The sequence below is a fragment of the Frigidibacter sp. SD6-1 genome (genome assembly GCF_030143255.1).
In the GTDB taxonomy this organism is placed as follows: domain Bacteria; phylum Pseudomonadota; class Alphaproteobacteria; order Rhodobacterales; family Rhodobacteraceae; genus TMP-24.
Genome location: NZ_JARJNR010000003.1, coordinates 44,046 through 70,517, shown reverse-complemented (window position 1 = coordinate 70,517; position 26,472 = coordinate 44,046). Strand labels below are relative to the sequence as shown.

The following is a 26,472-nucleotide window of genomic DNA, read 5'->3' as shown; positions in this document are numbered from 1 at the left end:
TGTGGCCGGAAGGACGCGCCTATTCGGCGGGGACCGCCCGCGCCTCCTCGGTCAGCGGATGGGGCAGATGCACCAGCATCTCCTTCGGGCAGACCTGGACGAAACGGCCCTTCTCCGCTTCCCAGTTTGCCAGGATATGCGCGGCGCGGCGGCTGCCGGTCTCGGCCAAATGCCGCTCGATCAGACCCTTCAGCTCGGCTTCCCAATGCGGGTGGCTGACGGGCGAGGTCACGACGCTGTCATGGTTGACGAGCGCCTCGGTATCGCCGTCCTGATCCCAGACATAGGCCATGCCGCCGGTCATGCCGGCCGCGAAATTCGCGCCGATCCAGCCGAGGATAACCGCAACCCCGCCGGTCATATATTCGCAACCGTTCGACCCGCAGCCCTCGATCACCACCTTCGCGCCGGAATTGCGCACAGCAAAGCGCTCCCCCGCCCGGCCCGAGGCGAAGAGATAACCGTCGGTCGCGCCGTAAAGAACGGTATTGCCGATGATCGTGTTCTCGCCCGCATCCAAGGGCGAGCCCATCGGCGGGCGCACGGTGATGGTGCCACCGGAAAGGCCCTTGCCCACATAGTCGTTGGCGTCTCCCGACACTTCGATCTTCAGCCCCGGCGCCGCGAAAGCGCCCAGCGACTGGCCGCAGGAGCCGGTCAGCTTTACCGTCAGGTGGTCGGGCTGCAGGCTGTTCCGCATCCCGAACTTCTTCACGATATGGCTCGACGCCCGCGTGCCGATGGTGCGGTGAGTGTTCCTGACCGCATAGGACAGCTGCATCTTCTCGCCTTCCTCGAAGAAGCGCGCGCCATCGCGGATGATCTCGGCATCGAGCGTGTCAGGCACAACATTCCGGGGCTTCGAGCGGTCGTAGACCACGCGGTCAGACCCATCGACCGAGATCAGGAGCGGGTTGAGATCGAGGTCGTCGAGGTCGGCATGGCCGCGGCTGACCTGCGTCAGAAGGTCCGCTCGGCCGATGATCTCGTCCATCGACCGGGCGCCGATCGACGCGAGGAGTTCCCGCACCTCCTGCGCATAGAAGGTGATGAGGTTGACCACCTTGTCGGCGCTGCCGCTGAACTTGGCGCGGAGCGCCTCGTTCTGCGTGCAGACGCCCACCGGGCAGGTGTTCGACTGGCATTGCCGCACCATGATGCAGCCCATGGCGATCAGCGCCGCCGTGCCGATCCCGTATTCCTCAGCCCCCATCATCGCCGCCATCACGATATCGCGTCCTGTGCGCAAACCCCCGTCGGTCCGAAGCGTGATCCGGTCCCTGAGCTTGTTCATCGTCAGGACCTGATGCGCCTCGGTCAGACCCATTTCCCAGGGCAGCCCGGCATATTTGATCGAGGTGCCGGGCGAGGCGCCGGTTCCGCCGTTATGGCCGGAGATGAGGATGATGTCGGCTTTGGCCTTGGCCACGCCCGCCGCGATGGTGCCGACGCCGCTTGATGCCACCAGCTTCACCGTCACCTTGGCGCGCGGGTTGATCTGCTTGAGGTCATAGATGAGCTGCGCGAGGTCTTCGATCGAATAGATGTCATGGTGCGGCGGCGGCGATATCAACGTCACGCCGGGCGTGGAATGCCTCAGCCGCGCAATCAGCGCCGTGACCTTCATCCCCGGCAACTGGCCGCCCTCGCCCGGCTTGGCGCCCTGCGCGACCTTGATTTCCAGCTCCTCGCAGGCATTCAGATATTCGGCCGTCACGCCAAAGCGCCCCGATGCCACCTGCTTGATCTTGGCAGACGGGTTGTCGCCGTTCGCCTCGGGCAGGAAATGCGCCGGGTCCTCGCCGCCCTCGCCACTGTCCGACTTCGCGCCGATGCGGTTCATCGCCACGTTCAGCGTCTTGTGCGCCTCGGGCGAAAGCGCGCCCAGCGACATGCCAGGCGTCACGAACCGCTTGCGGATCGAGGTGATGCTTTCGACCTCTTCAATCGGCACCGGACGGCCGAGCGGCTTGATGTCCAGAAGGTCGCGCAGATGGATCGGCGGGTTGGCCCGCATCGCCATCGAATATTGCTTCCACAGGTCATAGGACGCCCGGTCGCAGGCCGATTGCAGCATATGCATGGTCTGCGCTTCCCAGGCGTGCTTCTCGCCCGAGCGGCGCGCCTTGTAGAAGCCGCCGATCGGCAGGATGTCGGCCCCGCCCTTCCAGCCCCTCGCATGGACCTCCTCGATCTTGCGCTGGATGCCCATGATGCCGATGCCGGAAATCCGGCTGTGCATGCCGGGGAAATATTCGGCGACCATCGCGCGCGACAGGCCCACCGCCTCGAAGTTCAGCCCGCCCCGGTAGGAGGAGATGACCGAAATCCCCATCTTCGACATGATCTTCAGAAGGCCCGCGTCGATGGCATCGCGGTAGCGCCGAAGGTTCTCTTCCAGCGCCCCGTCCAGCAGACCGCGTCTTAGCCGGTCGGCGATGGAATCGAGCGCCAGATAGGCGTTCACCGTCGTCGCGCCGCAGCCGATCAGCACCGCGAAATAATGCGGGTCGATACATTCCGCCGACCGCACGTTCAGCGAAGTGAAGGTGCGCAGGCCCTTGCGCGTCAGCCAGCTGTGCACCGCCGAGGTGGCGAGGATCATCGGCATCGGCACTTTCGCCTCGCCCTGTCCGTCGTCGGTCAGGACGAGATGCCCCGCGCCAGAGCGCACGGCATCCTCCGCCTCTGCCCGTATCCGGTCGAGCGCGCGGTGCAGCGCCTCGTCGCCGTCACCTGCGGCAAAGGTGCAGTCGATGAAGGCGACCCGGTCACCGAAGAGCCGCACCATCTCGTCGAATTCCGCATTGGCGATGAACGGGCTTTCCAGGACGAGAATTTCCGTCTGGCTCGAATCCTCGGCCAGCACGTTCGTGAGGTTGCCGAACCGGGTCTTCAGGCTCATCACCCGGCTTTCGCGCAAGCTGTCGATGGGCGGGTTGGTCACCTGGCTGAAGTTCTGGCGGAAATAGTGGGAAAGCGGCCGGTACTGGCCCGACAGGACCGCAGGCGGCGTATCGTCGCCCATCGAGGCGACCATTTCCTTGCCGTCCTCGGCCATCGGCGCCAGAACCTGTTCAAGGTCCTCATGCGTGTAGCCGGCGGCGATCTGGCGGCGGCGCAGGTCGGCGCCGTCGAAGAGCGCCTTTTCGGGGACGTCCTTCATCCGGTCGTTCAGGCTGATGACTTTTGAAACCCAGTCGCCGAATGGCTGGCTGGCGGCGAGCTTGTCCTTGAGGTCCCAATCACGGAAGAGCTTGCCCTCTTCCATGTCGACCGCAATCATCTGCCCCGGCCCCAGCGCGCCCTTCTCGCGCACCGTCATCTCGTCCACGGGCACCATGCCCGCCTCGGACCCCGCGATCAGCATCCCGTCGCCGGTCAGCACATAGCGCATGGGGCGGAGCCCGTTGCGGTCGAGGCCGCCCACGACCCAGCGGCCATCGGTCATCGCCAAGGCGGCAGGCCCGTCCCAGGGCTCCATCACCGAGTTGCAATAGGCATACATGTCCTGCCAGGGTTTCGGCATCTCGACCGCCGACTTGGACCAGGCTTCCGGCACCAGCATGGTCTTGGCCATCGGCGCCGACCGGCCCGCGCGCACCAGGGCCTCGAACACCGCATCGAGCGCGCCGGAATCCGACGTGCCGAACGGGATGATCGGCTTAATATCCTCGGCCATCTCGCCGAAAGCGCCGGAGGCCATGCGGATTTCATGGCTGCGCATCCAGTTCACGTTGCCCTTCAGCGTGTTGATCTCGCCATTATGGGCCAGCATGCGGAACGGCTGCGCCAGCGACCATTGCGGGAAGGTATTGGTCGAATAGCGCTGGTGATAGATGGCGAAAGCAGACTCGAATCGCTCGTCCATCAGGTCGGGGTAGAAGGTCGCGACCTGCTCGGCCAGCATCATCCCCTTGTAGATCACCGACCGGCAGGACAGGCTGCACAGATACATTCCCGCCACCTGCTGGGCGATCGCCGCCTTCTCGATCCGGCGACGGATGATATAAAGCTCGCGCTCGAACTGGACCTGATCGATGGGCTTTTCACAGCGGATCAGGATCTGCTCGATCTCGGGCCGCGTGGCGTTCGCCTTCTCGCCCAGCACGGACGTATCCACCGGCACATGCCGCCAGCCATAGATGTAATGGCCCATCCGCAGCACTTCGGTCTCGACAATCGTCCGGCAGCGCTCCTGCGCGCCGAAGTCGGTGCGCGGCAGAAAGACCTGACCGACCGCGATCAGCTTTTTCGGGTCGGGCTCATGGCCCGTGCGCCGAACCTGATCGTAGAAGAACCTGACCGGGATCTGCACATGAATGCCCGCGCCGTCGCCGGTCTTGCCATCGGCATCGACCGCCCCCCGGTGCCAGACCGCCTTCAAGGCGTCGATGCCGTTCTGCACCACTTTGCGGCTGGCCTTGCCGTTGATCGCCACCACGAGGCCGACCCCGCAGGAAGAATGCTCGTCCTCCTCCCGGTAAAGGCCATTCTCGGCCAGCCATTTGCGGCTTTGCTCTTCGCTCTCGACCCATTGGTTGTCATAGGTGGTCATTGGTTGAGTACTCCAAGCATGGTCCAGTAGGCTTCGGCCGGGGACAGCTTCCAAATCCCTGCCTCGTTCTTGTCAAAGGCTTCGCGCCAGGTGGCATAGCCGCCGTCGAACGCAGCGCTCACGATCTGGGGGAAGTCGGCAGAGGATTTCCTGCACTCCGCGAACACCGTGTCCGCGAACGGTGCGTGGCCGACCGGTATGGACGCGTCTTGCCCTTCAGCGATCAGCGAGATGCTGACGATCCGCACGTCCTTGCCTCCAAGCGGTGCGACATCGATTTTTCCGACCCAGGCGAGGACAGAGCCCGGCAAGTTCTCTCCGCTGCAGCGATAGGTCTGACCGACCTTTAGCTGAGGGGCCTCAGCCCGTGCCGGGTTCGCGATGGCCAATGCCAGTGCCAGAAGGGGCAACAAACGCGCGGTTCGCACGCAGAAGGCGGGGCGGCCAAAGAGATAGGCTACGATGGCCATCAGCCGTCCCCCTCGAGATGCAGGTTCTTCGCTTCATATTCCGCCCGCGTCGCGCGGCGGTGGTCGCCTGCGAGCGCGAGGCCGGGCAGGGCGCGGTCGGTGTAGATCTCGCTTTTCAGCGGAATGTCACGGGCCGCGTCGAACAGGCCCGGCATCAGGCCATAGGGCGCGTCGTCCCGGTCGGTGTTCCGCATCCACAGGTGCGAGCCGCATTTGGGGCAGAAGGCCCGCTCGGCAAAGTCGGTCGAGGCAAAGCGCGCGACCTTGCCCGTGACCGTGACGGCATCCGCGTTCGCGGGGAAACAGGCGAACAAGGCCCCCGACCAGCGCTGGCACATCCGGCAATGGCAAACGCCGGTAAAGCCGCCATGTTCGGCCACCGCGATGGTGACGGCACCACACAGGCAATGGCCCTCGATCATGGCTGCCCCCGGTCGCTTGCGGGCACAAGCGCGCCGTCCAGAAGCGTCATCATCTGATCGCAGCCGAACTGCGGCGTGCCGGACAGGAACCCCTTGTCGTCCGGAAAAGCGAAGGTGATCGGGGTCGAGGTGCTGTCCTCGACATCGCCGAAGGCATTCTCGAAATGCTCGGTGTCGGCGAAGAACAAGCGCCAGTCGCGGCTGATGAGCTGGCGGCCGGAGCGGCGGTGCAGGAACGACCCGTCTGCGGCGAAGGTCTCCAACGCGAATTCGGTCCGCTCCAGCGTCACGCCGTCGATCGTGACCGTACCGCCCCTCAGCGCATCATGGCCCGCGTAGCGCCGCACCTCGCCGGTGCCGCTGATCGTGGTAAAGTCGAAATCGTCGCGGCCCGTGTCGAGAAGCGCGGTGAAGGAGGCGGGCTCCGTCTCCTTGCCCAGCCGGTCGCTTTCCGGCGTGATCAGGTCATGGCTTTCGATCCAGCGCGTCTCGCGGTCGATGCGCGACATGTAATAGGGGCCGTCCGGCCCGGCATAGACCGACCATTGATCGCCCTCGGGATCGCGCGAACAGGTGTAGTGATAGCTCACCTGGCAGTCCGAATGCTGCACGGTCACGAAAGCCTCGCAGCCTTCGGGCACCACGAACTTGCCCGCGGCGAGCGCGGGCGCGCCGGAAAGGAGAAGAACTGTCAGCAGGACTTTCATCGCACACTCCATTGGGTCATGGGGTCTGACCTGTCCCTTGTGGGCGTCGCCCGGCCTGTCGGGACGGATGCCATACGGTGTCGGGACGGATGCGGGACGGCTGGCGGGCAGGCATTTGCGGCCATCACCCTCACTCCGCCGCCATCTGCGCGCCCTGCGCCAGATCGTCGAGGATCGCCTTTGCCGCCTCGCGCCCGTCGCGGATCGCCCAGACGACGAGCGAGGCGCCGCGCACCACGTCACCCACCGCATAGACGCCCGGCAGCGCGGTCGCGTGGGTGCCATATTGCGCCTTGACCGTGCCCCAGCGTGTGACAGGCAGGTCGGCGGCGCCCCAGAGGCTCGGCAGGTCCTCGGGCTCGAACCCCAGCGCCTTGATCACCAGATCGGCCGGTTCCACGAAGTCGGCGCCCGCGATGACCTCCGGCGTCTGGCGGCCGGTGGCGTCGGGGGCGCCAAGGCGCATCCGTTCCACCATCACGCCCTCGACAGACGCCGCCCCGGTGAAGCCCTTGGGCGCGGTCAGCCAGACGAATTCGACGCCCTCTTCCTCGGCATTCTGGGTCTCGCGCTGCGAACCCGGCATGTTCACCCGGTCGCGGCGATAGAGGCACTTGACCGAGGTCGCGCCCTGACGGATCGCGGTGCGCACGCAATCCATCGCCGTGTCGCCGCCGCCGATCACCACCACGCGCTTGCCCGATGCGTTCAGCGTGCCTTCGTCAAAGGCCGCGACCTCGTCGCCCAGCCCCTTGCGGTTCGAGGCGGTCAGATAGTCGAGCGCCGGGACGATGCCCGCAAGGCCCGCGCCCGGGCCGCCGAGGTCGCGCGCCTTGTAGACGCCGGTGGCGATCAGCACCGCATCATGCTTGCCCCGGATCGCATCGAAGGAAATGTCCGTGCCGACATTGCAGTTCAGGACGAACTGCACGCCCGCCGCTTCCAGTTGCGCGACCCGCTGCAGCACCACGTCCTTTTCCAGCTTGAAACCGGGGATGCCGTAGATCAGCAGCCCGCCCGCCCGGTCGTGGCGGTCATAGATGGTGACCTGCACGCCTGCGCGCCGCAGGACGTCGGCGGCGGCGAGCCCACCCGGACCCGCGCCGATGATGCCCACGCTTTCGGTCCGCTCGGTCGCGGGCTGGATCGGCTTCACCCAGCCTTCCGCCCAGGCGGTATCGGTCAGATATTTCTCGACCGCGCCGATCGTCACCGTGCCATGTCCGGATTGCTCGATCACGCAATTGCCTTCGCACAGCCGGTCCTGCGGGCAGATGCGGCCGCAGATCTCCGGGAAGGTATTGGTCGATTGCGACAGCTCATAGGCCTCCTGCAGCCGCCCCTCGGCGGTCAGGCGCAGCCAGTCGGGGATGTTGTTGTGCAAGGGGCAATGCGACTGGCAGTAGGGCACGCCGCACTGGCTGCAGCGCCCGGCCTGCTCTGCCGCCTTCTCGGCGGCAAACTGGCGGTAGATTTCGTCGAAATCCGCATTGCGCAGACCGGCCGCCCGCTTTTCCGGCATTTCCCGGTCGCGCGTGACGAATTGAAGCATGCGGTTCTGGGCCATGGGATCAAGCTCCGGCATTACGTGGCGGAGCCCAGAGCTACAGCGCATCGCGCCGGAATAAAAGTCAGCGTCACTGACCTATATTCAGCTTTGCCGCACTTTTCCGCCGTTCTGGCGCGAAATCAGCGGCATTTTAGGTAACTTATGCTTACCTATTGTCAAAACCCGGCCCAAAGCGCCGCCCAGGCAAGGCAACCGACGATGATTCTCCACCAGCCGAACAGGGCAAATCCCCGGCGGCTGACATAACCCAGAACCCAGCGCACGACGACCAGCGCCGACAGGAAGGCCAGGACGAAACCGATCGCGATCTCGCCCATCGCGGACGTGTCGAGGACATCGCGGTTCTTCCACAGATCGTAGGCGAAAGCCGCCGACATGGTGGGCATCGACAGGAAGAAGGAAAACTCCGCCGCCGTGCGCTTGTCGGCCCCCAGGAACAGCCCGCCGACAATGGTCGAGCCCGAACGCGACACACCGGGAATGAGCGCAAGGCACTGGATGATGCCGATCCCCAGCGCCACGCGGAACGGCAGGGCATCGGTATCGTGATGACGGGGCCTGAGCGGCAGGCGGTCGACAACCAGAAGAACGATCCCGCCAAGGATCAGCATGGTCGCGATCAGGCGGGGGCTTTCGAAGAAGACCGTCTTGATCAGGTCATGCGCCAGAAAGCCGACCAGGGCCGCCGGAAAGAAGGCCAGAAGGATCGAGACGAGAAAGCGCATTTCCTTCGTGTCGCGCCCGATCCCGCGCACCATCTGCACAAGCCGCGTCGCATAGACGCCCATCACCGCAAGGATCGCGCCAAGCTGGATCACGACCTCGAAGGTCTTGCCCGCACTCTCGAACCCGAGGAAATGGCCGGCAAGCAGGATATGGCCGGTCGAGGAGACCGGAATGAATTCCGTCGCCCCTTCAAGCACGCCAAGAAAAGCCGCGACCGGAGCGGTGTCGAGAAGGGCCGCAAAGTTCGGCATGTCAGGAAGGTTTCTTCAGATTTCGCGCCGACTGCTTGATCGCCGCATATTGGCCCGAGGGCCGGAACCGCCAGAGATAATCGGGCATGACCGCGCCCATGGCCGTGGGTGTGATCCCGAGATCGGTCAGGCCCTTGGCGCCCTTCGCGACCACATTGTCGTGGCGCAGGCTCCTCACCTGGTCGCGCGTCAGGATGCGGTTCGGCACAAGGCCAAGCGTCAGCGCCGACCCGATGTCCAGCACCCCGCCGATCAGGCCGCCGACCCAGAATGGCAGGTTCACCACCAGCCTGCGCCGCCCGATGGTGGCGAGCATCCGCTTCATCAGGCCGCCGAGCGTATCCACGTCCGGCCCGCCAAGCTCATAGGTTCCATTGACGCCGCCGGTCAGACCCTTCACCGCAGCCTCCGCCACATCCTCGACGAAGACGGGCTGGAACCGGGTCTTGCCACCGGTGATCGGCAGCACCGGCCCCAGCAGGCTTTGCGCGGCAAAGCGGTTGAAGAACCCGTCGCCCGCCCCGAACATCACCGAAGGCCTGAGGATCATCGCGCCGGGGAAGGCAGCCTTCACCGCCGCCTCGCCCTCGGCCTTCGAGCGCTGGTAGGCGCTCTCAGACCCGGCATCGGCACCGATCGACGACACATGGACAAGCGCGCCAACGCCGCTCGCCGCCGCGATCCGCGCCACCCGCCCGGCGGCCTCGTGCTGGACGCTGTCGAAATTGTTCTTGCCGCCCCTGTCGAAGGTGCCGACGCAATTCATCACCGCATCCGCCCCCGCCATCGCAGCCGCCACCGAGGCATCGTCACGGACATTGCAGAAGACGGGCTCCACCTGCCCGACCGCACCATAGGGCTTGACGAACAGGGCCTCGTTCGGGCGGCGACAGGCGACGCGCACTCGCCAGCCTTCGCGCGCCATCAGTCGGGCAACCTGCCGCCCGAGAAACCCCGAACCGCCATAGATCGTGACGAGCTTCGACATAGGCTCCGCCTCCCTGGGTACCAGACTTGGCCCCTGATTACCGTCTCGGCCCCATGGGAACAAGCCGCAATGACTCCCGAGAAAGAAAGCGGGCCGACCCCGTTGACAGTGCCGGAGCACCCCTATACATCGCGCCTCACGACATCGGCCCAGATGGCGGAATTGGTAGACGCGCTGGTTTCAGGTACCAGTGCCGCAAGGCGTGGAGGTTCGAGTCCTCTTCTGGGCACCATGTCTCCCTCCGATGTGCGATTGAGAACCCACCGAAGCGGTCGACCGCCAGGCGCGACTTGCCGCGAGCGCGCATCACCGCTCTCTCCCGTAATCCGGTTGATATCTTTGTCAGCCACTCTCTGGACGAGCGTTGTGATGATCCACTCCCGGTGTCGACCGAGAGCGGGATCGGCTCAGCGCAGCTCTTCGGGGATGAGGCAGACCGGGATCGGTTCCATCTTGTGGCGGTTGGCGGCGTTGAGGCGGCGGTAGATGGCCAGGACTTCGGTCTGGCGGGGCGTCAGGGCGGTTTCGTCGCCTTTGAAGGTCATCGCCCATTCAAGCTCGGGATAGGAGGCGCCGATCTGGTCTTCGTCGGTGCGCGCGTCGCCCCACAGACCGTCTGTCGGCGCAGCCTTCAGGATCGCCTCGCCGACGCCGAGGACCCGGCCGAGCGCATAGACCTCGGTCTTCATCAGATCGGCGATCGGGCTGAGATCGACGCCGCCATCCCCATATTTGGTATAAAAACCAATGCCGAAATCCTCGACCTTGTTGCCCGTCCCGGCAACCAGAGAACCGTGAAGACCGGCGAGATAATAGAGCGTCGTCATCCTCAGACGCGCCCTTGTGTTGACCAGGGCCATGTCGCGGGAGGGGGAATCAGGGGGATTTGGGAGGGCGTTAACGAGGCGGTCGTAGGGGGCGGTCAGGTCGACCTCGGCGCCTTCGACATTGGGGTGGCGCGTGGTGAGGTCTGCGATGTGGGCGCGGGCGCGGGTGACCTGGTCGGGGGACTGGTGGATCGGCATCTCGACCACGAGCGTTGGCAGGCCCGTCCTCGCGCAAAGGCTTGAAACGACTGCGGAATCTATGCCGCCGGACACGCCGACGACGAAGCCTTTCATCCCTGCCGCCCGGGCATAGTCACCCAGCCAGCCGGTGATGTGATCCGCTACTTTTTCCGCCTGCATCGGCCCGTCTCCCTATACCACGGCCAGCATAGCAAGCCGGTGCGGGCGCCGCCAGCATCCGTCCCGCACCCGTATGGCATCCGTCCCGCATCCGTCCCGACAGGATCGCGCGGCATCTTTACCGCTTCTTTCCGCACGCCCCACCATCCTGACCTGCCCGAACGAACCGGAGAGCCGGATGCCCGCCCTGACCAAAGCCGAACGCGACCGCGCCATCGCCTACCACGACCTCGCCTGCACGCTGCGCGATCTGGAGGCGGACCTGCGCTGGGGGCTGAACGACTCGCGCCGCATCCCGCGCGACTGGCAGGCGATGCTGCGCGAACCGGCGCTGCCCCGGAAGGTGAAACTGACGCTGAGACTGGACGAGGATGTGGTTGCCTTCTTCCGCTCGATGGGCGGCTTCCACCTGACAAGGATGAACCGCGTCCTCAGGGCCTTCATGCTGACCCGGCTTGCGGGCGTGGCCACGGGACCCGAGATGGTGGGCTACCGCCCGACGGCGGAGGAGGAGGAACGGAGCCTCAGACGCGAGGTGCTGGCACTCGTTGAACGCGAACACGAGGCGCGGGAGGCGGCGGAGCGACAGGCCTCCGATGCCGAGAAACGGCGGGAAAGGATCGCCTATCTGAAACGGCTGAAGGCGGAGAAGGGGGGCGCCCCGCCGTAGAGCAATCTTCCTAAGTTCAGCTCGTTTCCGCAGTCTGGTTCGGAAATGCCGCGATGATTTCTTCGGCAATCAACACATAGGCGGACTCTGTCTCATCCGGAGTAAGTTCTTCAGACCTTCGTTTGAGAGCATCTCGCAGCACGATCGCTACGAGCCTCGCCGCACGCGGAGAGTGCTCGGCCAGATGTTTCATAAATACCGATGAAGACGCCAACCACTCATAAGAAAGAGACTGATCTGTGGGTGAAGAGACGATTTTTCTCCTGCCGTTCAAGGCGCTCTTTGCCCATTCCCGCAAATCCGAGGTATCTGTATCTAGCCCAACACCCAGCGAGAGTCTTGTCATAGCTTTCCCGCCGAACAAGCGTCCCGTAACATGTCGATGAATCTCTACAGCAGTGTAAACTTCAGAATTTGACCATTCCCAAATACTCTGCGGATTGGAAAACTCTTCGAGAACGCCCAATACGGCGTTTTCAGCATCACGGGACTGCAGATCGACGCCTATTCTACGAAGAACACGTAGGACGTCGTGATTTGTGACCTGATTGTTGGCCACGAAACCAAGGCCTAAGGCTTCAATTATTTCTTGATGACGTGAGAAATCAGAAAGGTGCAGCCAAGCGCCGATCCACCTGTCATAGTTTTCCTCGAAATAACCCGTTGGGTTCGCCATGAGCCAAGCGAGCATTTCATCCCGGCCCGAAAAGCTGGCCAACTTAGGGTCGCCCCCTGGCTTCAAAGAGAAGCCTGTTCTCTCTACAATTTTCCAGTAGGAGGAAGCTCTCTGGAAAAACTCGATTTCCGCACGCTTCCATGTATCGCCGATCGACATTCCCATCCGCGAAACATCATCATACTTTTTTGACAAGGAATCACTAAATCTGCCTCTGAGAGAGTACTCAGCATAACTATGGCCCTCAACTATACTCCTATAAAGTTTAACGTCATCTGGTTCCGTAGAAACGGAAATACTCTTATCAAGAAAGCGGAGTCGGCCACCGTCAACCAGGCAAAATATTTGAGCATCACCCGCTCGAATTATCATTTGTGCTCCGGTATTCCCAAAGTACTTCGAGGTCGCTCCTGCTCCCAAGAAGTTCGCGTAGGCATCATCTGAGTCGACTGGTACGAACCGTTGAATGACCCCGTGCTTATCCTCGATCCCGACGAATAGCTGATTGTAAGATCGATTTGCATCCGAAAACACAACGACACCAAGAGTGCGCCCATGGATATGGCTCCCGGCGACGCAAATGGCGCCAGCTACTCTGAACTCCCGGCTAGTCAAATTAGACCCTCAGATTGGTAGAACGTCTTTATACGGTCATAAATCGCGTAAAAATGGAATTTTGGCTCGATGGGATGTATATCGTAGCTTAAAATCTGCACATCGATATTCTGAAAGTAATTCACAAGACTTGGGTCGTCGAGATAAACTACTGGCAGGACCACCGCCTTAAGTTGATTGTTCAAGAAAATTGGTGTCTCAGATTGTACCTCAATGGAAAACTGCCGGTCATCAAACGAAGGCTTCTTTGGATCGAGCGACAACTTGTGTAGTGCGTGAATCTCTGCATCAAGCGGCGAGAGTTCGAAAATCTCAAAGAACTCCCTGTCGGAAAGACCACGAAAGTCCATGTAGTTTTTCGCATTTCCAAAAAATGCTCCGATTATTCGCTGCGCCGCCTCTGAAACACCGGCAGCATCAAAAAATGATACCTCCATTTCATTAACAAACTGTGGCATTCTTTTTTTCGCAAATCCCCCTGAATCAAAGGGGAATAGCCGTTTAGCACGCACGGCATCAAAGTCAAATACGAATGCTGTGGGTAGCATCCAATGATCTGTGCCATCTTCTACATCGTACTTATAAGATGGTCGACCCACGAAGAAATAGTTTAGCTTCTCTCCGATGAATACATCACAGTCCTGAGCTTCAATACTCGATGTTTCAATGATTTTGCGAAGTCTAAAAGATCGGGTCGTGTGAACGAGCGGCAGCGTTTCGGAAGTTTCAATGGCATTGTGGCGTAAGAACTCTGTGAATGAATTCATATCTCAAGCCTCCCATCTCCTCACGTGCACCTTAGCGGTACGCGAGGGAGATGACGATCGCGATTTCCAATCTGATTCGCTAGGGTTCCGACTGGTACCCTCACTGCTCCGGCACCAAGATCTCCCGCTTGCCCACATGGTTCGCCGGGCTGACCAGCCCCTCTTCCTCCATCTGCTCCACCAGACGGGCGGCCTTGTTGTAGCCGATGCCGAGCTTCCTTTGGATGTAGGAGGTACTGACCTTGCGGTCCTTCAGGACCACGGCGACGGCCTGATCGTAGAGCGCATCCTCGCCGTCGGTATTGCCGCCGAGGCCGAGGACGAGGTCGATGTCGGCCTCATCCTCCTTGTCGGGGCCGTCGACGACGCCGGACATATATTCCGGCGGGCCGAAGGACTTGAGATGGGTCACGATCTCCTCGACCTCCTCGTCGGAAACGAAGGGCCCGTGGATGCGGGTGATCCGGCTGCCGCCGGCCATGTAGAGCATGTCGCCCATGCCGAGGAGCTGTTCGGCGCCCATTTCGCCGAGGATGGTCCGCGAGTCGATCTTTGAGGTCACCTGGAAGGAGATGCGGGTGGGGAAGTTCGCCTTGATCGTGCCGGTGATGACATCGACCGAGGGGCGTTGGGTCGCCATGATCAGGTGGATGCCGGAGGCGCGGGCCATCTGGGCGAGGCGCTGGATGCAGGCCTCGATCTCTTTGCCCGCGACCATCATCAGGTCGGCCATCTCGTCGACGATGACGACGATGTAGGGGAGTTTCCGGGGCTCGATCTCTTCGGTCTCGAAGATGGGATCGCCGGTTTCCTCGTCGAACCCGGTCTGGACGGTGCGCTTGAAAAGCTCGCCATTGTCGAGCGCCTCCTTCACGCGGCCGTTGTAGCCGTCGATATTGCGGACGCCCATCTTCGACATCTTGCGGTAGCGCTCCTCCATCTCGCCCACCACCCATTTCAGCGCGACGACGGCCTTCTTGGGGTCGGTGACGACGGGGGAGAGGAGGTGCGGGATGCCGTCATAGACGGAGAGTTCCAGCATCTTGGGGTCGATCATGATCAGGCGGCAATCCTCGGGCGAGAGCTTGTAGAGGAGCGACAGGATCATGGTGTTGATGGCGACGGACTTGCCCGAGCCGGTGGTGCCCGCGATCAGGAGGTGGGGCATCTTGGCGAGGTTCGCCACGACCGGCTGGCCGGAGATGTCCTTGCCGAGTGCGAGCGGCAGCTTGTGGTTGCCGTCGCCGAAGTCGCGGGCCGAGAGGATTTCACGCAGGACGACCTTCTCGCGGTGGGCATTAGGGAGTTCGATGCCAATGACCGACCGGCCGGGGACGGTCGAGACGCGGGCGGAGAGGGCCGACATCGACCGCGCGATATCGTCGGCCAGGCCGATGACGCGGGAGGCTTTCAGGCCGGGGGCGGGTTCCAGTTCGTACATGGTGACGACCGGGCCGGGGCGGACCGAGGTGATGTCGCCCTTCACGCCGTAATCGTCGAGCACCGATTCCAGCATGCGGGCGTTTTCTTCCAAGGCCTCGTCCGAGAGCTGGTGGCGCTGGATCGTGGTGGGCGAGGCGAGAAGCGAGAGCGGCGGCAGCTCGTAGGCCGGGCCTGCCGGTTCCTCGAACTTCAGCCGCGGCTGGCTTTCGGCCTCTGCCTGGCGCGACGGCGCGGGCTTGCGGGCGGAATGGCGGATGACACTGCGCTTGGCGTCGGCGGCGGCGAAGCCGCCGGGTTGCGCAAGGCGGGCGGGCGCGGGCGCGTAATCCTCGTCGGGGTCGATCGAGAAGGCATCCACATCGGCCTCGTCCCAATCGTCGAGCGGCTCGTCGATAATGGCGGGCGCGGCGACCGGTGCCGCGACGAGCGACTGCACGGCGGGTTTCGACAGCGGCGGCTCGACCCGGCCCGACGGCAGGGGCGCGCTGCCGCGCGCCTTGACCGCGTCGGCGATGCGCGAGCGGATACGCTCGGCGCTTGGTGCCTCGGTCTGCCAGATCATCTCGGATGGCGCCTGTTCGACCAGTTCCGGCTCCAGATCAATGTCATCGACCGGATCGGGCGCGGTGAAGCGGCGGAGAAGTCCGGCGAAAAGGCCACCCTTTGCGGGCTCCGGCAGGGGCGCGGGCGCCGCTTCGGCAGGGGTAGCGCCAAAGCGCGGTTCCGCGCGCAGGACGGACGCGCGGCGGGCGGCGGGGGCGGCGGGCGCGAATTCCTCGGCCTCGGCCTCGTACCCGGCCGCTGCGGAATAGCGGGCGAGTGCTGCGGCGCGCTCGGCTTCCTGTGCCTCGCGCCGGGCGCGGTGCCTGTCTTGCAGGCCTTGCGCGGTGCGGGCCGACATTGCGGCGCCGGTCGTCAGCGCGCGCAGGATCCGGTCATAGGTGAGGATGGTCGCGAAAAGGCTGCGGCGGCCGATCTGCAGGAGTTCGCGCCGGTCGAAGCCGAGAACGAACAGCATCATGGCGGTCGCCAGCGCCATCAGGACAAGCCCGGTCATCGCGAAACTGACGTTGCCCGAAGCCGGGACCACACCCATGAGCGAGCCGAAGACCGTATCGCCGAACATGCCGCCATAGCCGAAGACCTGGTTCCAGTCGGCGCCCGGTTCGCGCGCGGCGAAGGCCACCGACAGGACGGCGATGGCGATGGGCGCAAAGATCGCGCGGCCCATGGCGCGTTCCTCGCCCCGGTGGGTCATGAAACGCACGCCCCAGGTGACAAGCACCAGCGCCACGCCCCAGGCACCGCGCCCGGCGATGACGTAAAGCGGCGCGGCGATGGCGGCGCCGATCCGGCCCAGAAGGTTCTGCACCGGCTGGTCGGACGCGGTGAACCAGCTTGGATCGTCGGGCGAATAGCTCACCAGCATCAACGCCACGACAAGGCCGAGGCCAAGGAGGGCCGCACCCATCAACTCTTTCCCGCGCCGTTCGATCGCGGCCTGGGTCTTCTGGTCGACCAGAGGATCGCGCCTGCGTGCCTGATAAGATGCCATTCGAAACGTCCCTACCTGTAAATGCAATCGCGGAGCCGCGTGAGCCCCTGCCGCATCTCTTCCTTTGGCGCGACCATGGCCACGCGGATGTAACCCTTGCCGGGATTGTCGCCCGCGACCTCGCGGGCGAGATAGGCGCCGGGCAGCACCCGGACGCCGGTTTCGCGCCATGCCTTCAGCGCCGCCTGTTCGCCGTCCTCGACGGGCAACCACAGGAAGAATCCACCCTCCGGGCCTTGATAGCCCTGGATGCCGGCGAAGACTTCGTCGGCGATGCGGAACTTTTCCTGATAGAGCGCGCGGTTTTCTTCCACATGCGCCTCGTCGGACCAGGCGCGGGCGCTGACCCGTTGGATGGGCAGCGGCAGGGGCGCGCCGCCATAGGCACGAAGCTGGCGGAAGCGGCGGATCGCCTCGGGCCCGCCCGCAACGAAGCCCGAGCGCAGCCCCGCGAGGTTCGAGCGTTTGGAGAGCGAATGAAAGACGGCGACGCGTTCGGGGTCGGTGCCCATGCGCGCCGCCACGTCGAGGGCGCCGGTGGGGGGCGCGCTGCGCCAGATCTCCGAATAGCATTCGTCGGAGAGAAGGGTGAAGCCGTACCTGTCTGCGAGCCCGAGAAGCCGTTCGAGATAGGCGCGCGGCGCGACCACTCCCTGGGGGTTCGCGGGCGAGCAGAGATAGACGAGCGCGGTGCGATTGAGGATCGCGGGCGGGAGGCTTTCGTAGTCGGGCAGGAAACCGGTTGCGGCGGTTGCGGGCACAAAGACCGGCTCGGCCCAAACGGAAAGGGCCGCCGCCGCATAGGGCTGGTAGAACGGATTGGGCATCAGGACGGCGGGGCGGCCGCTCTTTTCCTCGGGGCACAGCGCGAGGCAGGCATCGAACAGCCCCTCGCGCGTGCCGTTCAGCGCCATGATCCGGTCGGGCGCGACATCGGCGCCATAGCGGCGGGCAATCCATTGCGAAATGGCCGAAAGCAGCTCCGGCGCGCCCTCGTTCGGCGGGTAGAGCAAGAATTCCGAGAGATGCGCGTTCAACACGTCCGCCACGAAGGGCGGCATCGCATGGCGCGGCTCGCCGATGGTCATGGCAACGGGCTCGCCGCCCGGGGGATGGGCGTCGATGAGTTTCCGCAGACGCGGAAAGGCATATTCGGGCAGGTTCGAAAACCGCTCTGGAAACGCCATTCTTGCCTCAATCGCCGGGGTCGTCGCGCCCCGTTTGACAGGGACCTTAGCCAATGGCCCGGTGCGGGTCCAGAAAAAGCGATGATTTCGCGGCGCCTCGGGCGGCGGCCTGTGGCTTTTTGGCCCCGGAAGGCAGGCCTCGTCGTTGCCCTGCGGGCCTCCTCGGCCCCTGCCCTCCTCTTCCGTTTCCAAATATCCCGGGGTGCGCGAGGGGCAGCGCCCCTCGCACCCGAGCCCGAAGTCCAGGGAAGACCCGGGCAGGGCCGCTCTCGTCGCCGGGGACCGCGCGAAGAGGTCGCTTCAGGGACCGATGAGCGCCCCCTCCGCCGCCGCCCCGAGCCGCAGGAGCGGCTCTTCCCCCATCGCCCGTCCCATCAGCATCAGCCCGCAGGCGGGCATGCCGGTGGGCAGGGTCAGCGCGGGCAGGCCCATCAGATTGGCGATCCGGGTGTTGCGCAGCGCCAGGAGGTTCTCGGCGGTGAAATAGTCCGGGTCGGTCTGAAGGCGCTGTGCGTCGGGCGGCAGGATCGCCGCGGTGGGGGCCAGGATGGCGTCAAATCCGGCACAGCGGGTGGCCCAGTCGGCGCGGATCGCGCGGAGGCGGCGCCAGGCGGCGACGAAATCCGCGCCGCTATAGGCCGCGCCGGAGCGGAAGCGCTCGCGCACCGGCGGATACATCTTCTCCGGCGCGGCCTCGATCACGTCGCGCCAGATACCGTAGGCTTCAGTGGTGAAGAGCACACCGGCGAGCGAGAAGGCCTCGGTGAGGGCGGGGACGGCGATGTGTTCGATGCGGGCGCCGCGGTCGGTGAGCCGGGCGAGGGCCGCATCGAAAGCGGCGCGCGGCCCGTCGCGGCAGTCCTCGAGCGCCACGGTTTCGATCACCGCAAGGCGGGCGCCCTTGAGGCTCGCGCCGCCAAGATCAGCGGGTTTCGTCCCTTCGAGCGCGGCGAGCATCAGGGCCGCGTCCTCGACGGTGCGGGTCAGGGGTCCGACCGTATCGAACCGCTCGACCAGCGGCACGACGCCCCCCTTCGCGACCCGGCCATGGGTGGTCTTCAGCCCGACGAGATTGTTCCAGGCCGCCGGGATGCGCACCGACCCGCCGGTGTCGGAGCCCACGGCGGCGGCGGCGAGGCCGAAGGCGACCGAGGCGGCCGCGCCGGAGGAGGAACCGCCGGGCACCAGGGCTGGGTCGTTCACATTGGGCGGCGTTGCCGTCATCGGGTTGAGGCCAAGGCCCGAGAAGGCAAGCTCGGTCATATGGGTCTTGCCAAGGCAGACGAGACCCTGCGCCGTGGCATTGCGCAGGACCTCTGCGTCGCGGTCGGGCACCCGGCCTGCCAGAAGCTGCGAACCGGCTTCGGTCGCCACGCCCGCCGTATCGAACAGGTCCTTCCAGCTGACCGGCACCCCGTCGAGCGGCGAGAGGCGCAGTCCCGCCCTTGCCCGCGCCTCGGCGGCTTCCGCCTCGGCCAGCGCCCTGCCTTCCGTCAGACGGGCGTAGATCCGGTCGGCGGACGGGTCGGCATGGATTGCCGCGAGATAGTCCTCGACCAGCCACATGGGGCTGAGGTCCCCCCGCCCGATCGCCCGGCCCTGTTCCGCCGCGCTCATCCCCCGCCAATAGGTCATCCGCACCTCCGTATTCGCCATGACGGTAGCGGCAAGGCGGCGCATGGACAATCCCGCGCGGGCCGCGCCATAAGGGGATATGGATCATGACGTGATTATCATCGGCGGCGGCCTGAACGGCCCGGCTTTGGGCCTCGCGCTCGCCCGCGCGGGCCTGTCCGTCGCGGTCATCGACGCCCAGCCCGCCCGCGCCCGGGCCGAGGCGGCGTTCGACGGGCGGGCCTATGCGCTGGCCGTGGCCTCGAAGCGACTCCTGACCGCGATCGGTGTCTGGCCCGCACTCGCGGACAAGGCGCCGCCGATGCTGAAGGTCGTGGCCTCGGACGGGCGGCCGGGCGAAGGCGCCTCGCCCCTGCGCCTGACCTTCGACAGTGCCGAGATCGAGGAAGGCCCGGTGGGCTTCATGGTCGAGGACCGCCATCTTTACGCGGCCTTCCTCGCTGCCATGCAGGCGACCCCGGGCCTGACCCATGTTCCCGGCACCACGGTTACCGGCCATGAGCCTGGCCCGGCGGGCGTCATTGTCTCGCTTTCGGACGGTCGGCACCTGACCGCACGGATGATCGCGGCCTGCGACGGACGTGCCTCGCCCACCGCCGCGCGGGCGGGCATCCGGCGGGTCGGCCATGCCTATGGCCAGACGGCGCTGGTCGCCGCCATCGCCCATGAACGCCCCCACAAGGGCGAGGCGCATCAGTTCTTCATGCCCGCCGGGCCGCTGGCCATCCTGCCCTTGACCGGCAACCGGTCGTCCATCGTCTGGAGCGAGCGGGAGGAAAGCGCCCGCGCCATCGCGGCCCTGGATGACGAGGGGTTCCTGAACCTGCTGCGCCCGCGCTTCGGCACCTTCCTCGGCAAGATTTCCCTTGCCGGCCCGCGCTTTTCCTATCCGCTGACCCTGACGCTGGCCGAACGCTATGTGTCCCCCCGGCTGGCGCTGGTGGGCGATGCCGCGCATGGCGTCCATCCGATTGCCGGGCAGGGGCTGAACCTCGGGCTGCGCGATGTGGCCGCACTCGCCGAAGTGCTGGTGACCGCCCGCCGCCGGGGCGAGGATATCGGCGCGGAGGATGTGCTCGAGCGCTACCAGAGCTGGCGGCGCTTCGACGCCACCACGCTCGCGCTTGGCATGGATGCGGTGAACGGCATCTTCTCGAACGACAATTCGCTTCTGCGCACCGGCCGCGACCTCGGCCTCGGCCTTGTGAACCGCATCGCGCCCCTGCGCCGCGCCTTCATGCGGCAGGCGGCGGGGTTATCGGGGCAGACGGCGAAGCTGCTGGCCGGGGAGCGGCTCTAGCGTCCCGGATTGCAGGAAGAAGGGGCTCCGCCCCTCCCCCGGATGAATCCGGGGTTCACCCCGGGATATTTGGACCATAGTGAAAGCGGGTCTTCTTCTTTGTCCAAGTACTCCACAGGGGGTCCGGGGGACGTGAAGTCCCCCGGCCTCTCAGGACAGATCGCGGGCCTCATCCACCAGCATGATCGGGATGCCTTCGCGGATCGGGAAGGCGAGCCTGGCGGCGGGGGAGATCAGTTCCTGCCGTTCGGCGTCATACTTCAGGGGGGCTTGCGTCAGGGGGCAGACGAGGGCCTCCAGCATGCGGCGGTCGAACTCGGGGCGGTCGGTCATTGCACTTGTCCCTCGCCGTCGGCGCGGAGCGCGAATTCGATCAGCATCTGCAGCGTCTCGCGCCTGAGGGGCAGGGTCGGCGCCTCGAGAAGCGCCTGCTTGTCCTCGGGGTCGAAGGGGCAGAGCATGGCGAGCGCGTTGATCAGCACCTCGTCGGGCGCGTCCTCCAGTCCCTCCCAGTCGGTGGCGAGCTTCTTCTGGGTGAAGAAGCGGCGCAGGAGGTCGAGGAAGCTTTCCCGGTCGAACCGTTCGTCGATCTCGGGCTGGCCGAGGTCACGCTCGAACCCTTTCCAGCTGACTTCGGCGCGCAGATAGGGGGTGAAGCCGGTCACCTCGCGGGTCAGGCGGAAGCGGCTGATGCCCGAAAGCGCGATCATATAGCGGCCGTCCTCGGTCTCGTTGAACGAGGTGAGGCGCCCGGCGCAGCCGATGGCGGACAGGCGCCTTTTCCCTTCGGGAGCGGGGCGGGGCTGGATGATGCCGATCAGCCGTTCGCGCGATTTCAGCACGTCATCGAGCATGGCAAGATAGCGCGGCTCGAAGATATGCAAGGGCAGCCGCCCGCGCGGCAGGAGGAGCGCGCCCGGCAGCGGGAAGAGCGCGATCACCTCGGGCAGGTCAGCGGGCTTGAGAAGCATGGGACCTCAGACGAAGACCATGGACGACAGCTTGCGGCGGCCTTTCAGCACGATCGGATCATTGGGTTTCAGCGCGTCGAATATCCTGAAAAGCTGGCTTTTGGCGGCGCCCTCGTTCCACTCGCGGTCGCGGCGGAAGAGTTCGAGAAGTTCCTCGACCGCGCCTTCGACCTTGCCTGCGGCATGAAGCGCCAGCGCGAGATCGTAGCGGGCCTGATGGTCATCGGGGGCGGCCAATGTCCGGTTCAGAAGCTCGGTCACCGGACCGGCGCTTTCGGCCTGGCGGGCGAGGTCGAGCTGGGCGCGGGCGGCTTCGACCTCCTGCGCTTTCGCGATCTTTTCGGGGGCGGCCTGCAAGAGCCCCTCGGCCTGGTCGAGATTGCCCATGGCGAGATGCGCGCGGACGAGACCGCCGTAGGCGGCGGCACTTTCGGGTTCCTCGCCGAGGATGGCGGCGAAGGTTTCGGCCGCATCGACGGCGGCGCCTTCGGCGAGCATTTCCTCGGCCGCGGCAATCGCATCGCCAAGGCCGCCGTCACCGGCGAGGCTGGCGAGTTTCGCCACGAATTCCTTGATCTGCGACCCGGGGATCGCGCCCTGGAAGCCATCGACAGGCTTGCCCTGCCAGAAGGCATAGACGGTGGGGATCGACTGGATGCGCAATTGCGCGGCGATCATCTGGTTTTCGTCGACATTGACCTTGGCCATGCGCACCTTGCCGCGCGCCGCCGTCACCTCGGCCTCGAGCGCGGGGCCGAGCGTCTTGCACGGGCCGCACCAGGGCGCCCAGAAATCGACGATGACGGGAACCTCGCGGCTGACTTCGATCACATCCTGCATGAAGGTCGCTTCGGTGACGTCGCGGATGAGGTCGCCTGCGGAAACGCCTTCGGGCGCGGCGGCGGGTTTCTGGCCGAATTCAAGCATGGCTGTCCCCTGAGAGAGTTCGCCCCCTATATGCGCATTCCGGCCGGAAAGGCCAAGGGGCAACGGTCAGGGTGTACAGCGGGCGAGCCAGGCTTTCGCGCGGTCCGACAGGGCAGGGCCGATGCGGCGGGCGATGTCGGCGTGATAGGCCTGAAGCCAGGCGCGTTCGTCCGTGCCAAGCGCGGCGAGGTCGAGAAGATCGGTCTGGAAGGGCACGAGCGTGAGCGAGCGGAAGGCGAGGAAACCGTCGGGCTCCTCGACGATCTCGACGGTATTTTCCAGCCTTATGCCGAAGCGCCCCTCGCGGTAGAGGCCGGGCTCGACGGTCATGACCATGCCGGGCTGAAGGTCCACGGGGTTGTATTTGCGCCCGAGCCGGGCGGGATGTTCGTGGACCGACAGGCAGTGGCCGACGCCATGGCCGGTGCCATGGTCGTAGTCGGCGCCGATGTCCCAGAGCGGGCGGCGGGCGATGGCGTCGATATGGTGGCCCTGTGTGCCGCGCGGGAAGCGCAGGGTGACCAGCGCGTGGAAGGCGCGGAAGACTGCCGCCCAGGCGGTACGGTAGCCATCGGGCAGCGGGCCGCCGAAGGTGAAGGTACGGGTCGCGTCGGTGGTGCCGATGTCATATTGCGCGCCCGCGTCCAGAAGGTAGGGCGTGCCGGGGCGGAGGGGTGCGCCGCCGGAGGCCGGGGCGTGGTAATGGCACATGGCGGCATTGGCGCCCGAGGCCGAGATCGTGGCGAAGCTTTCGCCGAGATAGCCCTCATGCGCCGCCCGGAAGGCGGCGAGCCGTTCGGCAGCTTCATCTTCGCGAACCGGGTTGCCGGTGGCGGCGCGGGCGGGAACCGCCTCGGCCAGCCAGGCGGAAAACTCGGTCCAGGCGATGCCGTCCGACATCTGGCAGGCGCGCATGCCCGCAAGTTCGGCCGCATGTTTCACCGATTTGACAGAGGTGATCCAGCCGGGTTCGGCCAGAACCTCGGCGCCCTGTGCCTGAAGGGCCAGGCGGACAGCGGCGGGCGAGCGGTCGGGGTCGATCAGGGCGCGGGTGCCGGGCGGGGTGGTCCCGACATGGGGCAGGAAGTCGGCGGGTGGCGCGAGGGCAAGGTTCTGGGGTAGGTGATCGGCCAGATCGGCGCCGATCTTGGCGGGATCGACGAACCAGCTGATATGGCCGGTCCGGTCGACGGTCAGGAAGGATTGCGGCGCGGGCAGGAAGCGCGTGTCGGCGCCGCGCACATTCAGGAGCCAGGCGATATTGTCGGGCTGGGTCTCGACATAAAGCCCAGCGCCGCGCGCGGCCATATGGGCGAGAAGCGCGGTGCGCTTGTCGGCGGCGCTCAGGCCCGCATATTGCAGCGGCATCGGCCAGACCTTGCCCTGCGGCGCTGCGGGCCGGTCGTGCCAGATCGCATCGACGGGGTTCTGATCGAGCGGGACCAGCGCGGCCCCGGTCGGCGCGAGCGCCGCCGCGAAACGGTCGTGCCAGGCGGGCGGCAGAAGCATCGCGTCGAAGCCGACGCGCCAGCCGGGCCGGACGGCGGCGGCGAGCCAGGCCTCCGGCGGCGCGGCCTCGATATGGTAATGCTGGAAGAGGCGCGGCGGGCATTCGGCCTGCGCCTGCACCCGGTAGCGGCCATCGGTGAAAAGCGCTACGGTGTCGGCAGTGACGATGGCCAATCCCGCCGTGCCGGTGAAGCCGGTGACATGGGCGAGCCTTTCGTCGCAGGGTGCCAGATATTCGCCCTGATGGGCGTCATAGCGCGGGACGAGAAAGGCATCGAGCCGCCGGGCGGCCAGTTCGGCGCGCAGGGCGGCAAGGGTCGCGGCGGTGCGCGCGGGCGGGCGGGACAGATCGTCAGCCATTGAGGGCAATCTCTTCGGCATGGTGGCAGGCGACTTCGCCGCGCGCGGCGACGCTGCGAAGGTCGGGGCGCGTCTTGCGGCAGATGTCGGTGGCGCGCGGGCAGCGCAAGTGGAAGGGGCAGCCGGGCGGGATATTGAGCGGCGAGGGCAGTTCACCCTGCAGCCGCGCGCCCCTGCCCCGGTCGGTAGGGTCGAGCGAGGGCGCGGCGGAAAGAAGCGCCTGCGAATAGGGATGAAGCGGCGCGGCAAACAGGCTTTCGCTGTCGCCGATCTCGACAATCCTGCCAAGGTAGATGACCGCGACGCGGTTCGACACATGGCGGACGAGCCGCAGGTCATGGGCGACGAAAAGGATGGTGAGATCGAGCCTTTCCTGCAGTTCGAGAAGCAGGTTCACCACCTGCGCCTGGACCGAGACATCGAGGGCCGAGACGAGTTCGTCGGCGATCAGCACCTCGGGTTCGACGGCGAGCGCGCGGGCGATGGCGATCCTTTGGCGCTGGCCGCCGGAAAATTCATGCGGCAGCTTGCCCGCCGCATCCTGCGGCAGGCGCACGAGGTCGAGAAGTTCGGCCACGCGGGCGGGAATTTCGGCGGGCGGGCGCATCTGGTGGACGCTCAGCGCCTCGGTCAGGATCTGGCCGCAGGTCATGCGGGGGTTGAGCGAGGAATAGGGGTCCTGAAACATCATCTGGACCCGGCGGTTGTACGTCCGGTCCCGGCGGTTTCCGGTGGCGAAGACGTCGTCGCCGTCGAAGCGGACAGTGCCCGAGGTCGGGCGGTAGAGCCGGACGATGGCGCGGGCAAGCGTCGACTTGCCGCAGCCGGATTCCCCGACGATGCCCAGCGTCTCGCCACGCCTGAGGTCAAGGTCGATGCCGTTCAGCGCGCGTACGGCGCGGCCGGGGCGGCGGGCGATCAGGTCGGCAAGGCTGCGACCGAGCGGGAAGGCAAGATGCAGGTCGCGGATTTCGAGGACCGGGGCGGTCATGCCGCGTCTCCCTTCGCGAGGCTTACCGGATGGTGGCAGGCGGCAAGGCGGCCGGGGGCGAGGCGGCTGAGTGCCGGATCGGCCGCGCTGCATTGGGCGCTGGCAGAGGGGCAGCGGGGCGCGAAGGCGCAGCCCATGGGCAGCGCGTCGAGCGCGGGCGGGGTGCCCGGGACGGAATAGAGGGAAGTGCGCGGTGCAACCCCTTCGGGGACCGACCGCATGAGGCCCATCGTATAGGGATGGCGCGGATCGGAAAGGAGGGGGGCGACCGGTGCCTCCTCGACGATGCGGCCTGCGTACATCACCGCGACCCGGTCGCAGGTCTGGGCGACGACGCCGAGGTCATGGGTCACCAGAAGGACGCCCATGTCATATTCGCGGGCAAGGCCGAGGATCAGGTCGAGGATCTGCGCCTGGATCGTCACGTCGAGCGCGGTGGTGGGCTCGTCGGCCAGCAGAAGCTCTGGCCGCGCGGCGAGCGCGATGGCGATCATTACGCGCTGGCGCATGCCACCGGAGAACTGGTGGGGGTAGTCATCGAGCCGCGCCGCCGCCGAGGGGATGCCGACATGGTCGAGCATCTCTACCGCGCGCTTGCGGCGCTCGGTGCGACCAAGGTCGGTGTGGGCCTTCAGCACCTCGGTCAACTGCAGCCCGACGGTGAGAAGCGGATTGAGCGAGCTCATCGGCTCCTGAAAGATCATGGCGATCTCTCGCCCGCGCACGGTGCGGAGCTGGCGTTCGGACATAGGCGCGATGTCGCGGCCCTTCCACAGGACCTCACCGGTAACGGTGCCGTAATGGCGCGACAGGCCGAGGATCGAGCGGAGCGTGACCGACTTGCCCGAGCCGCTTTCGCCGACGAGCCCCAGCACCTCGCCCCGGCCAAGGCTGAAGGACACGTCGCGCACCGCAGGCAGGACGCGACCGGCGCGGGTGAAGGTGGTGGTGAGGTTTCGCACCTCGAGGATCGTGTCGCGGGTCATC

At 65.6% G+C, this 26,472-nt stretch carries 21 protein-coding genes and 1 tRNA gene; 3 read left to right on the top strand and 19 right to left on the bottom strand.

The features are described from left to right. Positions 1-19: 19 nt before the first annotated feature. From gltB to P0645_RS06720, 7 genes are all read right to left on the bottom strand, one after another. Positions 20-4,558, bottom strand: a complete 4,539-nt coding sequence (gene gltB, locus P0645_RS06750) for a glutamate synthase large subunit (RefSeq protein WP_284163816.1) — start codon at positions 4,556-4,558, stop codon at positions 20-22. Continuing rightward, positions 4,555-5,028 carry a hypothetical protein gene (locus tag P0645_RS06745; protein WP_284163815.1) on the bottom strand — a complete coding sequence of 158 codons (474 nt, stop codon included), beginning with the start codon at positions 5,026-5,028 and terminating at the stop codon, positions 4,555-4,557. The genes gltB and P0645_RS06745 overlap by 4 nt, the downstream gene beginning before the upstream one ends. Next, positions 5,028-5,450 carry a GFA family protein gene (locus P0645_RS06740; protein ID WP_284163814.1) on the bottom strand — a complete coding sequence of 141 codons (423 nt, stop codon included), beginning with the start codon at positions 5,448-5,450 and terminating at the stop codon, positions 5,028-5,030. Before P0645_RS06740 ends, P0645_RS06745 begins: the two co-directional genes overlap by 1 nt. Next, the gene (locus P0645_RS06735; RefSeq protein WP_284163813.1) at positions 5,447-6,157 is read right to left on the bottom strand and encodes a hypothetical protein; all 711 of its coding nucleotides are present in this window, start codon (positions 6,155-6,157) and stop codon (positions 5,447-5,449) included. The genes P0645_RS06740 and P0645_RS06735 overlap by 4 nt, the downstream gene beginning before the upstream one ends. Positions 6,158-6,287: 130 nt before the next feature. After that, positions 6,288-7,724, bottom strand: coding sequence for an NAD(P)-dependent oxidoreductase (locus tag P0645_RS06730; RefSeq protein WP_284163812.1), 1,437 nt, complete (start codon positions 7,722-7,724; stop codon positions 6,288-6,290). Positions 7,725-7,882: 158 nt separating this feature from the next. Then, positions 7,883-8,704: an undecaprenyl-diphosphate phosphatase gene (locus tag P0645_RS06725; RefSeq protein ID WP_284163811.1), complete on the bottom strand. Its 822-nt coding sequence runs from the start codon at positions 8,702-8,704 to the stop codon at positions 7,883-7,885. Position 8,705: 1 nt separating this feature from the next. Then, positions 8,706-9,692: a complex I NDUFA9 subunit family protein gene (locus P0645_RS06720; RefSeq protein ID WP_284163810.1), complete on the bottom strand. Its 987-nt coding sequence runs from the start codon at positions 9,690-9,692 to the stop codon at positions 8,706-8,708. Between the two features lie 147 nt (positions 9,693-9,839). Between P0645_RS06720 and P0645_RS06715 the strand changes: the two genes are divergently transcribed. Beyond that, positions 9,840-9,924, top strand: a tRNA-Leu gene (locus P0645_RS06715). 175 nt (positions 9,925-10,099) lie between these two features. Here the strand turns inward: P0645_RS06715 and nadE are convergent. After that, a complete protein-coding gene (gene nadE, locus P0645_RS06710; protein ID WP_284163809.1) occupies positions 10,100-10,879 on the bottom strand; it encodes an NAD(+) synthase in 780 nt (259 codons plus the stop codon). Between the two features lie 178 nt (positions 10,880-11,057). Between nadE and P0645_RS06705 the strand changes: the two genes are divergently transcribed. Further along, a complete protein-coding gene (locus P0645_RS06705) occupies positions 11,058-11,549 on the top strand; it encodes a BrnA antitoxin family protein (protein WP_284163808.1) in 492 nt (163 codons plus the stop codon). A 16-nt stretch (positions 11,550-11,565) separates the two neighbouring features. On the opposite strand, the gene P0645_RS06700 is transcribed toward P0645_RS06705, so the two are convergent. The 5 genes from P0645_RS06700 to P0645_RS06680 form a co-directional block, all read right to left on the bottom strand. Further along, on the bottom strand, positions 11,566-12,384 hold the full coding sequence (locus P0645_RS06700) for a hypothetical protein (RefSeq protein ID WP_284163807.1): 819 nt from the start codon (positions 12,382-12,384) through the stop codon (positions 11,566-11,568). A gap of 452 nt (positions 12,385-12,836) precedes the next feature. Beyond that, positions 12,837-13,607: a hypothetical protein gene (locus P0645_RS06695; protein WP_284163806.1), complete on the bottom strand. Its 771-nt coding sequence runs from the start codon at positions 13,605-13,607 to the stop codon at positions 12,837-12,839. Positions 13,608-13,707: 100 nt separating this feature from the next. Beyond that, entirely contained in the window at positions 13,708-16,605 is a 2,898-nt protein-coding gene (locus tag P0645_RS06690) for a DNA translocase FtsK (RefSeq protein WP_284163805.1), read from the bottom strand. A gap of 11 nt (positions 16,606-16,616) precedes the next feature. After that, entirely contained in the window at positions 16,617-17,792 is a 1,176-nt protein-coding gene (locus tag P0645_RS06685) for an aminotransferase class I/II-fold pyridoxal phosphate-dependent enzyme (protein ID WP_284163804.1), read from the bottom strand. 300 nt (positions 17,793-18,092) lie between these two features. Further along, positions 18,093-19,427, bottom strand: coding sequence for an amidase (locus P0645_RS06680; RefSeq protein ID WP_284163803.1), 1,335 nt, complete (start codon positions 19,425-19,427; stop codon positions 18,093-18,095). A 79-nt stretch (positions 19,428-19,506) separates the two neighbouring features. On the opposite strand from P0645_RS06680, the gene P0645_RS06675 reads away from it, so the two are divergent. Continuing rightward, entirely contained in the window at positions 19,507-20,727 is a 1,221-nt protein-coding gene (locus P0645_RS06675; RefSeq protein WP_284163802.1) for an FAD-dependent monooxygenase, read from the top strand. Between the two features lie 150 nt (positions 20,728-20,877). Here P0645_RS06675 and P0645_RS06670 read toward each other — a convergent pair whose 3' ends face one another. The 6 genes from P0645_RS06670 to P0645_RS06645 form a co-directional block, all read right to left on the bottom strand. Continuing rightward, the gene (locus P0645_RS06670) at positions 20,878-21,060 is read right to left on the bottom strand and encodes a Trm112 family protein (protein WP_284163801.1); all 183 of its coding nucleotides are present in this window, start codon (positions 21,058-21,060) and stop codon (positions 20,878-20,880) included. Then, positions 21,057-21,698, bottom strand: coding sequence for an LON peptidase substrate-binding domain-containing protein (locus tag P0645_RS06665; RefSeq protein WP_284163800.1), 642 nt, complete (start codon positions 21,696-21,698; stop codon positions 21,057-21,059). Before P0645_RS06665 ends, P0645_RS06670 begins: the two co-directional genes overlap by 4 nt. Positions 21,699-21,704: 6 nt before the next feature. Then, on the bottom strand, positions 21,705-22,625 hold the full coding sequence (locus P0645_RS06660; protein ID WP_284163799.1) for a thioredoxin family protein: 921 nt from the start codon (positions 22,623-22,625) through the stop codon (positions 21,705-21,707). Positions 22,626-22,691: 66 nt separating this feature from the next. Beyond that, entirely contained in the window at positions 22,692-24,494 is a 1,803-nt protein-coding gene (locus P0645_RS06655) for an aminopeptidase P family protein (protein ID WP_284163798.1), read from the bottom strand. Continuing rightward, positions 24,487-25,485: an ABC transporter ATP-binding protein gene (locus P0645_RS06650; RefSeq protein ID WP_284163797.1), complete on the bottom strand. Its 999-nt coding sequence runs from the start codon at positions 25,483-25,485 to the stop codon at positions 24,487-24,489. Before P0645_RS06650 ends, P0645_RS06655 begins: the two co-directional genes overlap by 8 nt. Continuing rightward, positions 25,482-26,471 carry an ABC transporter ATP-binding protein gene (locus P0645_RS06645; protein WP_284163796.1) on the bottom strand — a complete coding sequence of 330 codons (990 nt, stop codon included), beginning with the start codon at positions 26,469-26,471 and terminating at the stop codon, positions 25,482-25,484. Before P0645_RS06645 ends, P0645_RS06650 begins: the two co-directional genes overlap by 4 nt. Position 26,472 lies beyond the last annotated feature (1 nt).

Coding starts and splice junctions, on each gene's coding strand:
- P0645_RS06670 (WP_284163801.1), bottom strand. CDS start 21,060: ATGACCGACCGCCCCGAGTTCGACCGCCGCATGCTGGAGGCCCTCGTC.
- P0645_RS06645 (WP_284163796.1), bottom strand. CDS start 26,471: ATGACCCGCGACACGATCCTCGAGGTGCGAAACCTCACCACCACCTTC.
- P0645_RS06700 (WP_284163807.1), bottom strand. CDS start 12,384: ATGTCGATCGGCGATACATGGAAGCGTGCGGAAATCGAGTTTTTCCAG.
- P0645_RS06705 (WP_284163808.1), top strand. CDS start 11,058: ATGCCCGCCCTGACCAAAGCCGAACGCGACCGCGCCATCGCCTACCAC.
- P0645_RS06735 (WP_284163813.1), bottom strand. CDS start 6,157: ATGAAAGTCCTGCTGACAGTTCTTCTCCTTTCCGGCGCGCCCGCGCTC.
- P0645_RS06675 (WP_284163802.1), top strand. CDS start 19,507: ATGGATCATGACGTGATTATCATCGGCGGCGGCCTGAACGGCCCGGCT.
- P0645_RS06725 (WP_284163811.1), bottom strand. CDS start 8,704: ATGCCGAACTTTGCGGCCCTTCTCGACACCGCTCCGGTCGCGGCTTTT.
- P0645_RS06665 (WP_284163800.1), bottom strand. CDS start 21,698: ATGCTTCTCAAGCCCGCTGACCTGCCCGAGGTGATCGCGCTCTTCCCG.
- P0645_RS06745 (WP_284163815.1), bottom strand. CDS start 5,028: ATGGCCATCGTAGCCTATCTCTTTGGCCGCCCCGCCTTCTGCGTGCGA.
- P0645_RS06730 (WP_284163812.1), bottom strand. CDS start 7,724: ATGGCCCAGAACCGCATGCTTCAATTCGTCACGCGCGACCGGGAAATG.
- P0645_RS06660 (WP_284163799.1), bottom strand. CDS start 22,625: ATGCTTGAATTCGGCCAGAAACCCGCCGCCGCGCCCGAAGGCGTTTCC.
- P0645_RS06695 (WP_284163806.1), bottom strand. CDS start 13,607: ATGAATTCATTCACAGAGTTCTTACGCCACAATGCCATTGAAACTTCC.
- P0645_RS06680 (WP_284163803.1), bottom strand. CDS start 19,427: ATGACCTATTGGCGGGGGATGAGCGCGGCGGAACAGGGCCGGGCGATC.
- P0645_RS06685 (WP_284163804.1), bottom strand. CDS start 17,792: ATGGCGTTTCCAGAGCGGTTTTCGAACCTGCCCGAATATGCCTTTCCG.
- nadE (WP_284163809.1), bottom strand. CDS start 10,879: ATGCAGGCGGAAAAAGTAGCGGATCACATCACCGGCTGGCTGGGTGAC.
- gltB (WP_284163816.1), bottom strand. CDS start 4,558: ATGACCACCTATGACAACCAATGGGTCGAGAGCGAAGAGCAAAGCCGC.
- P0645_RS06650 (WP_284163797.1), bottom strand. CDS start 25,485: ATGACCGCCCCGGTCCTCGAAATCCGCGACCTGCATCTTGCCTTCCCG.
- P0645_RS06720 (WP_284163810.1), bottom strand. CDS start 9,692: ATGTCGAAGCTCGTCACGATCTATGGCGGTTCGGGGTTTCTCGGGCGG.
- P0645_RS06690 (WP_284163805.1), bottom strand. CDS start 16,605: ATGGCATCTTATCAGGCACGCAGGCGCGATCCTCTGGTCGACCAGAAG.
- P0645_RS06740 (WP_284163814.1), bottom strand. CDS start 5,450: ATGATCGAGGGCCATTGCCTGTGTGGTGCCGTCACCATCGCGGTGGCC.
- P0645_RS06655 (WP_284163798.1), bottom strand. CDS start 24,494: ATGGCTGACGATCTGTCCCGCCCGCCCGCGCGCACCGCCGCGACCCTT.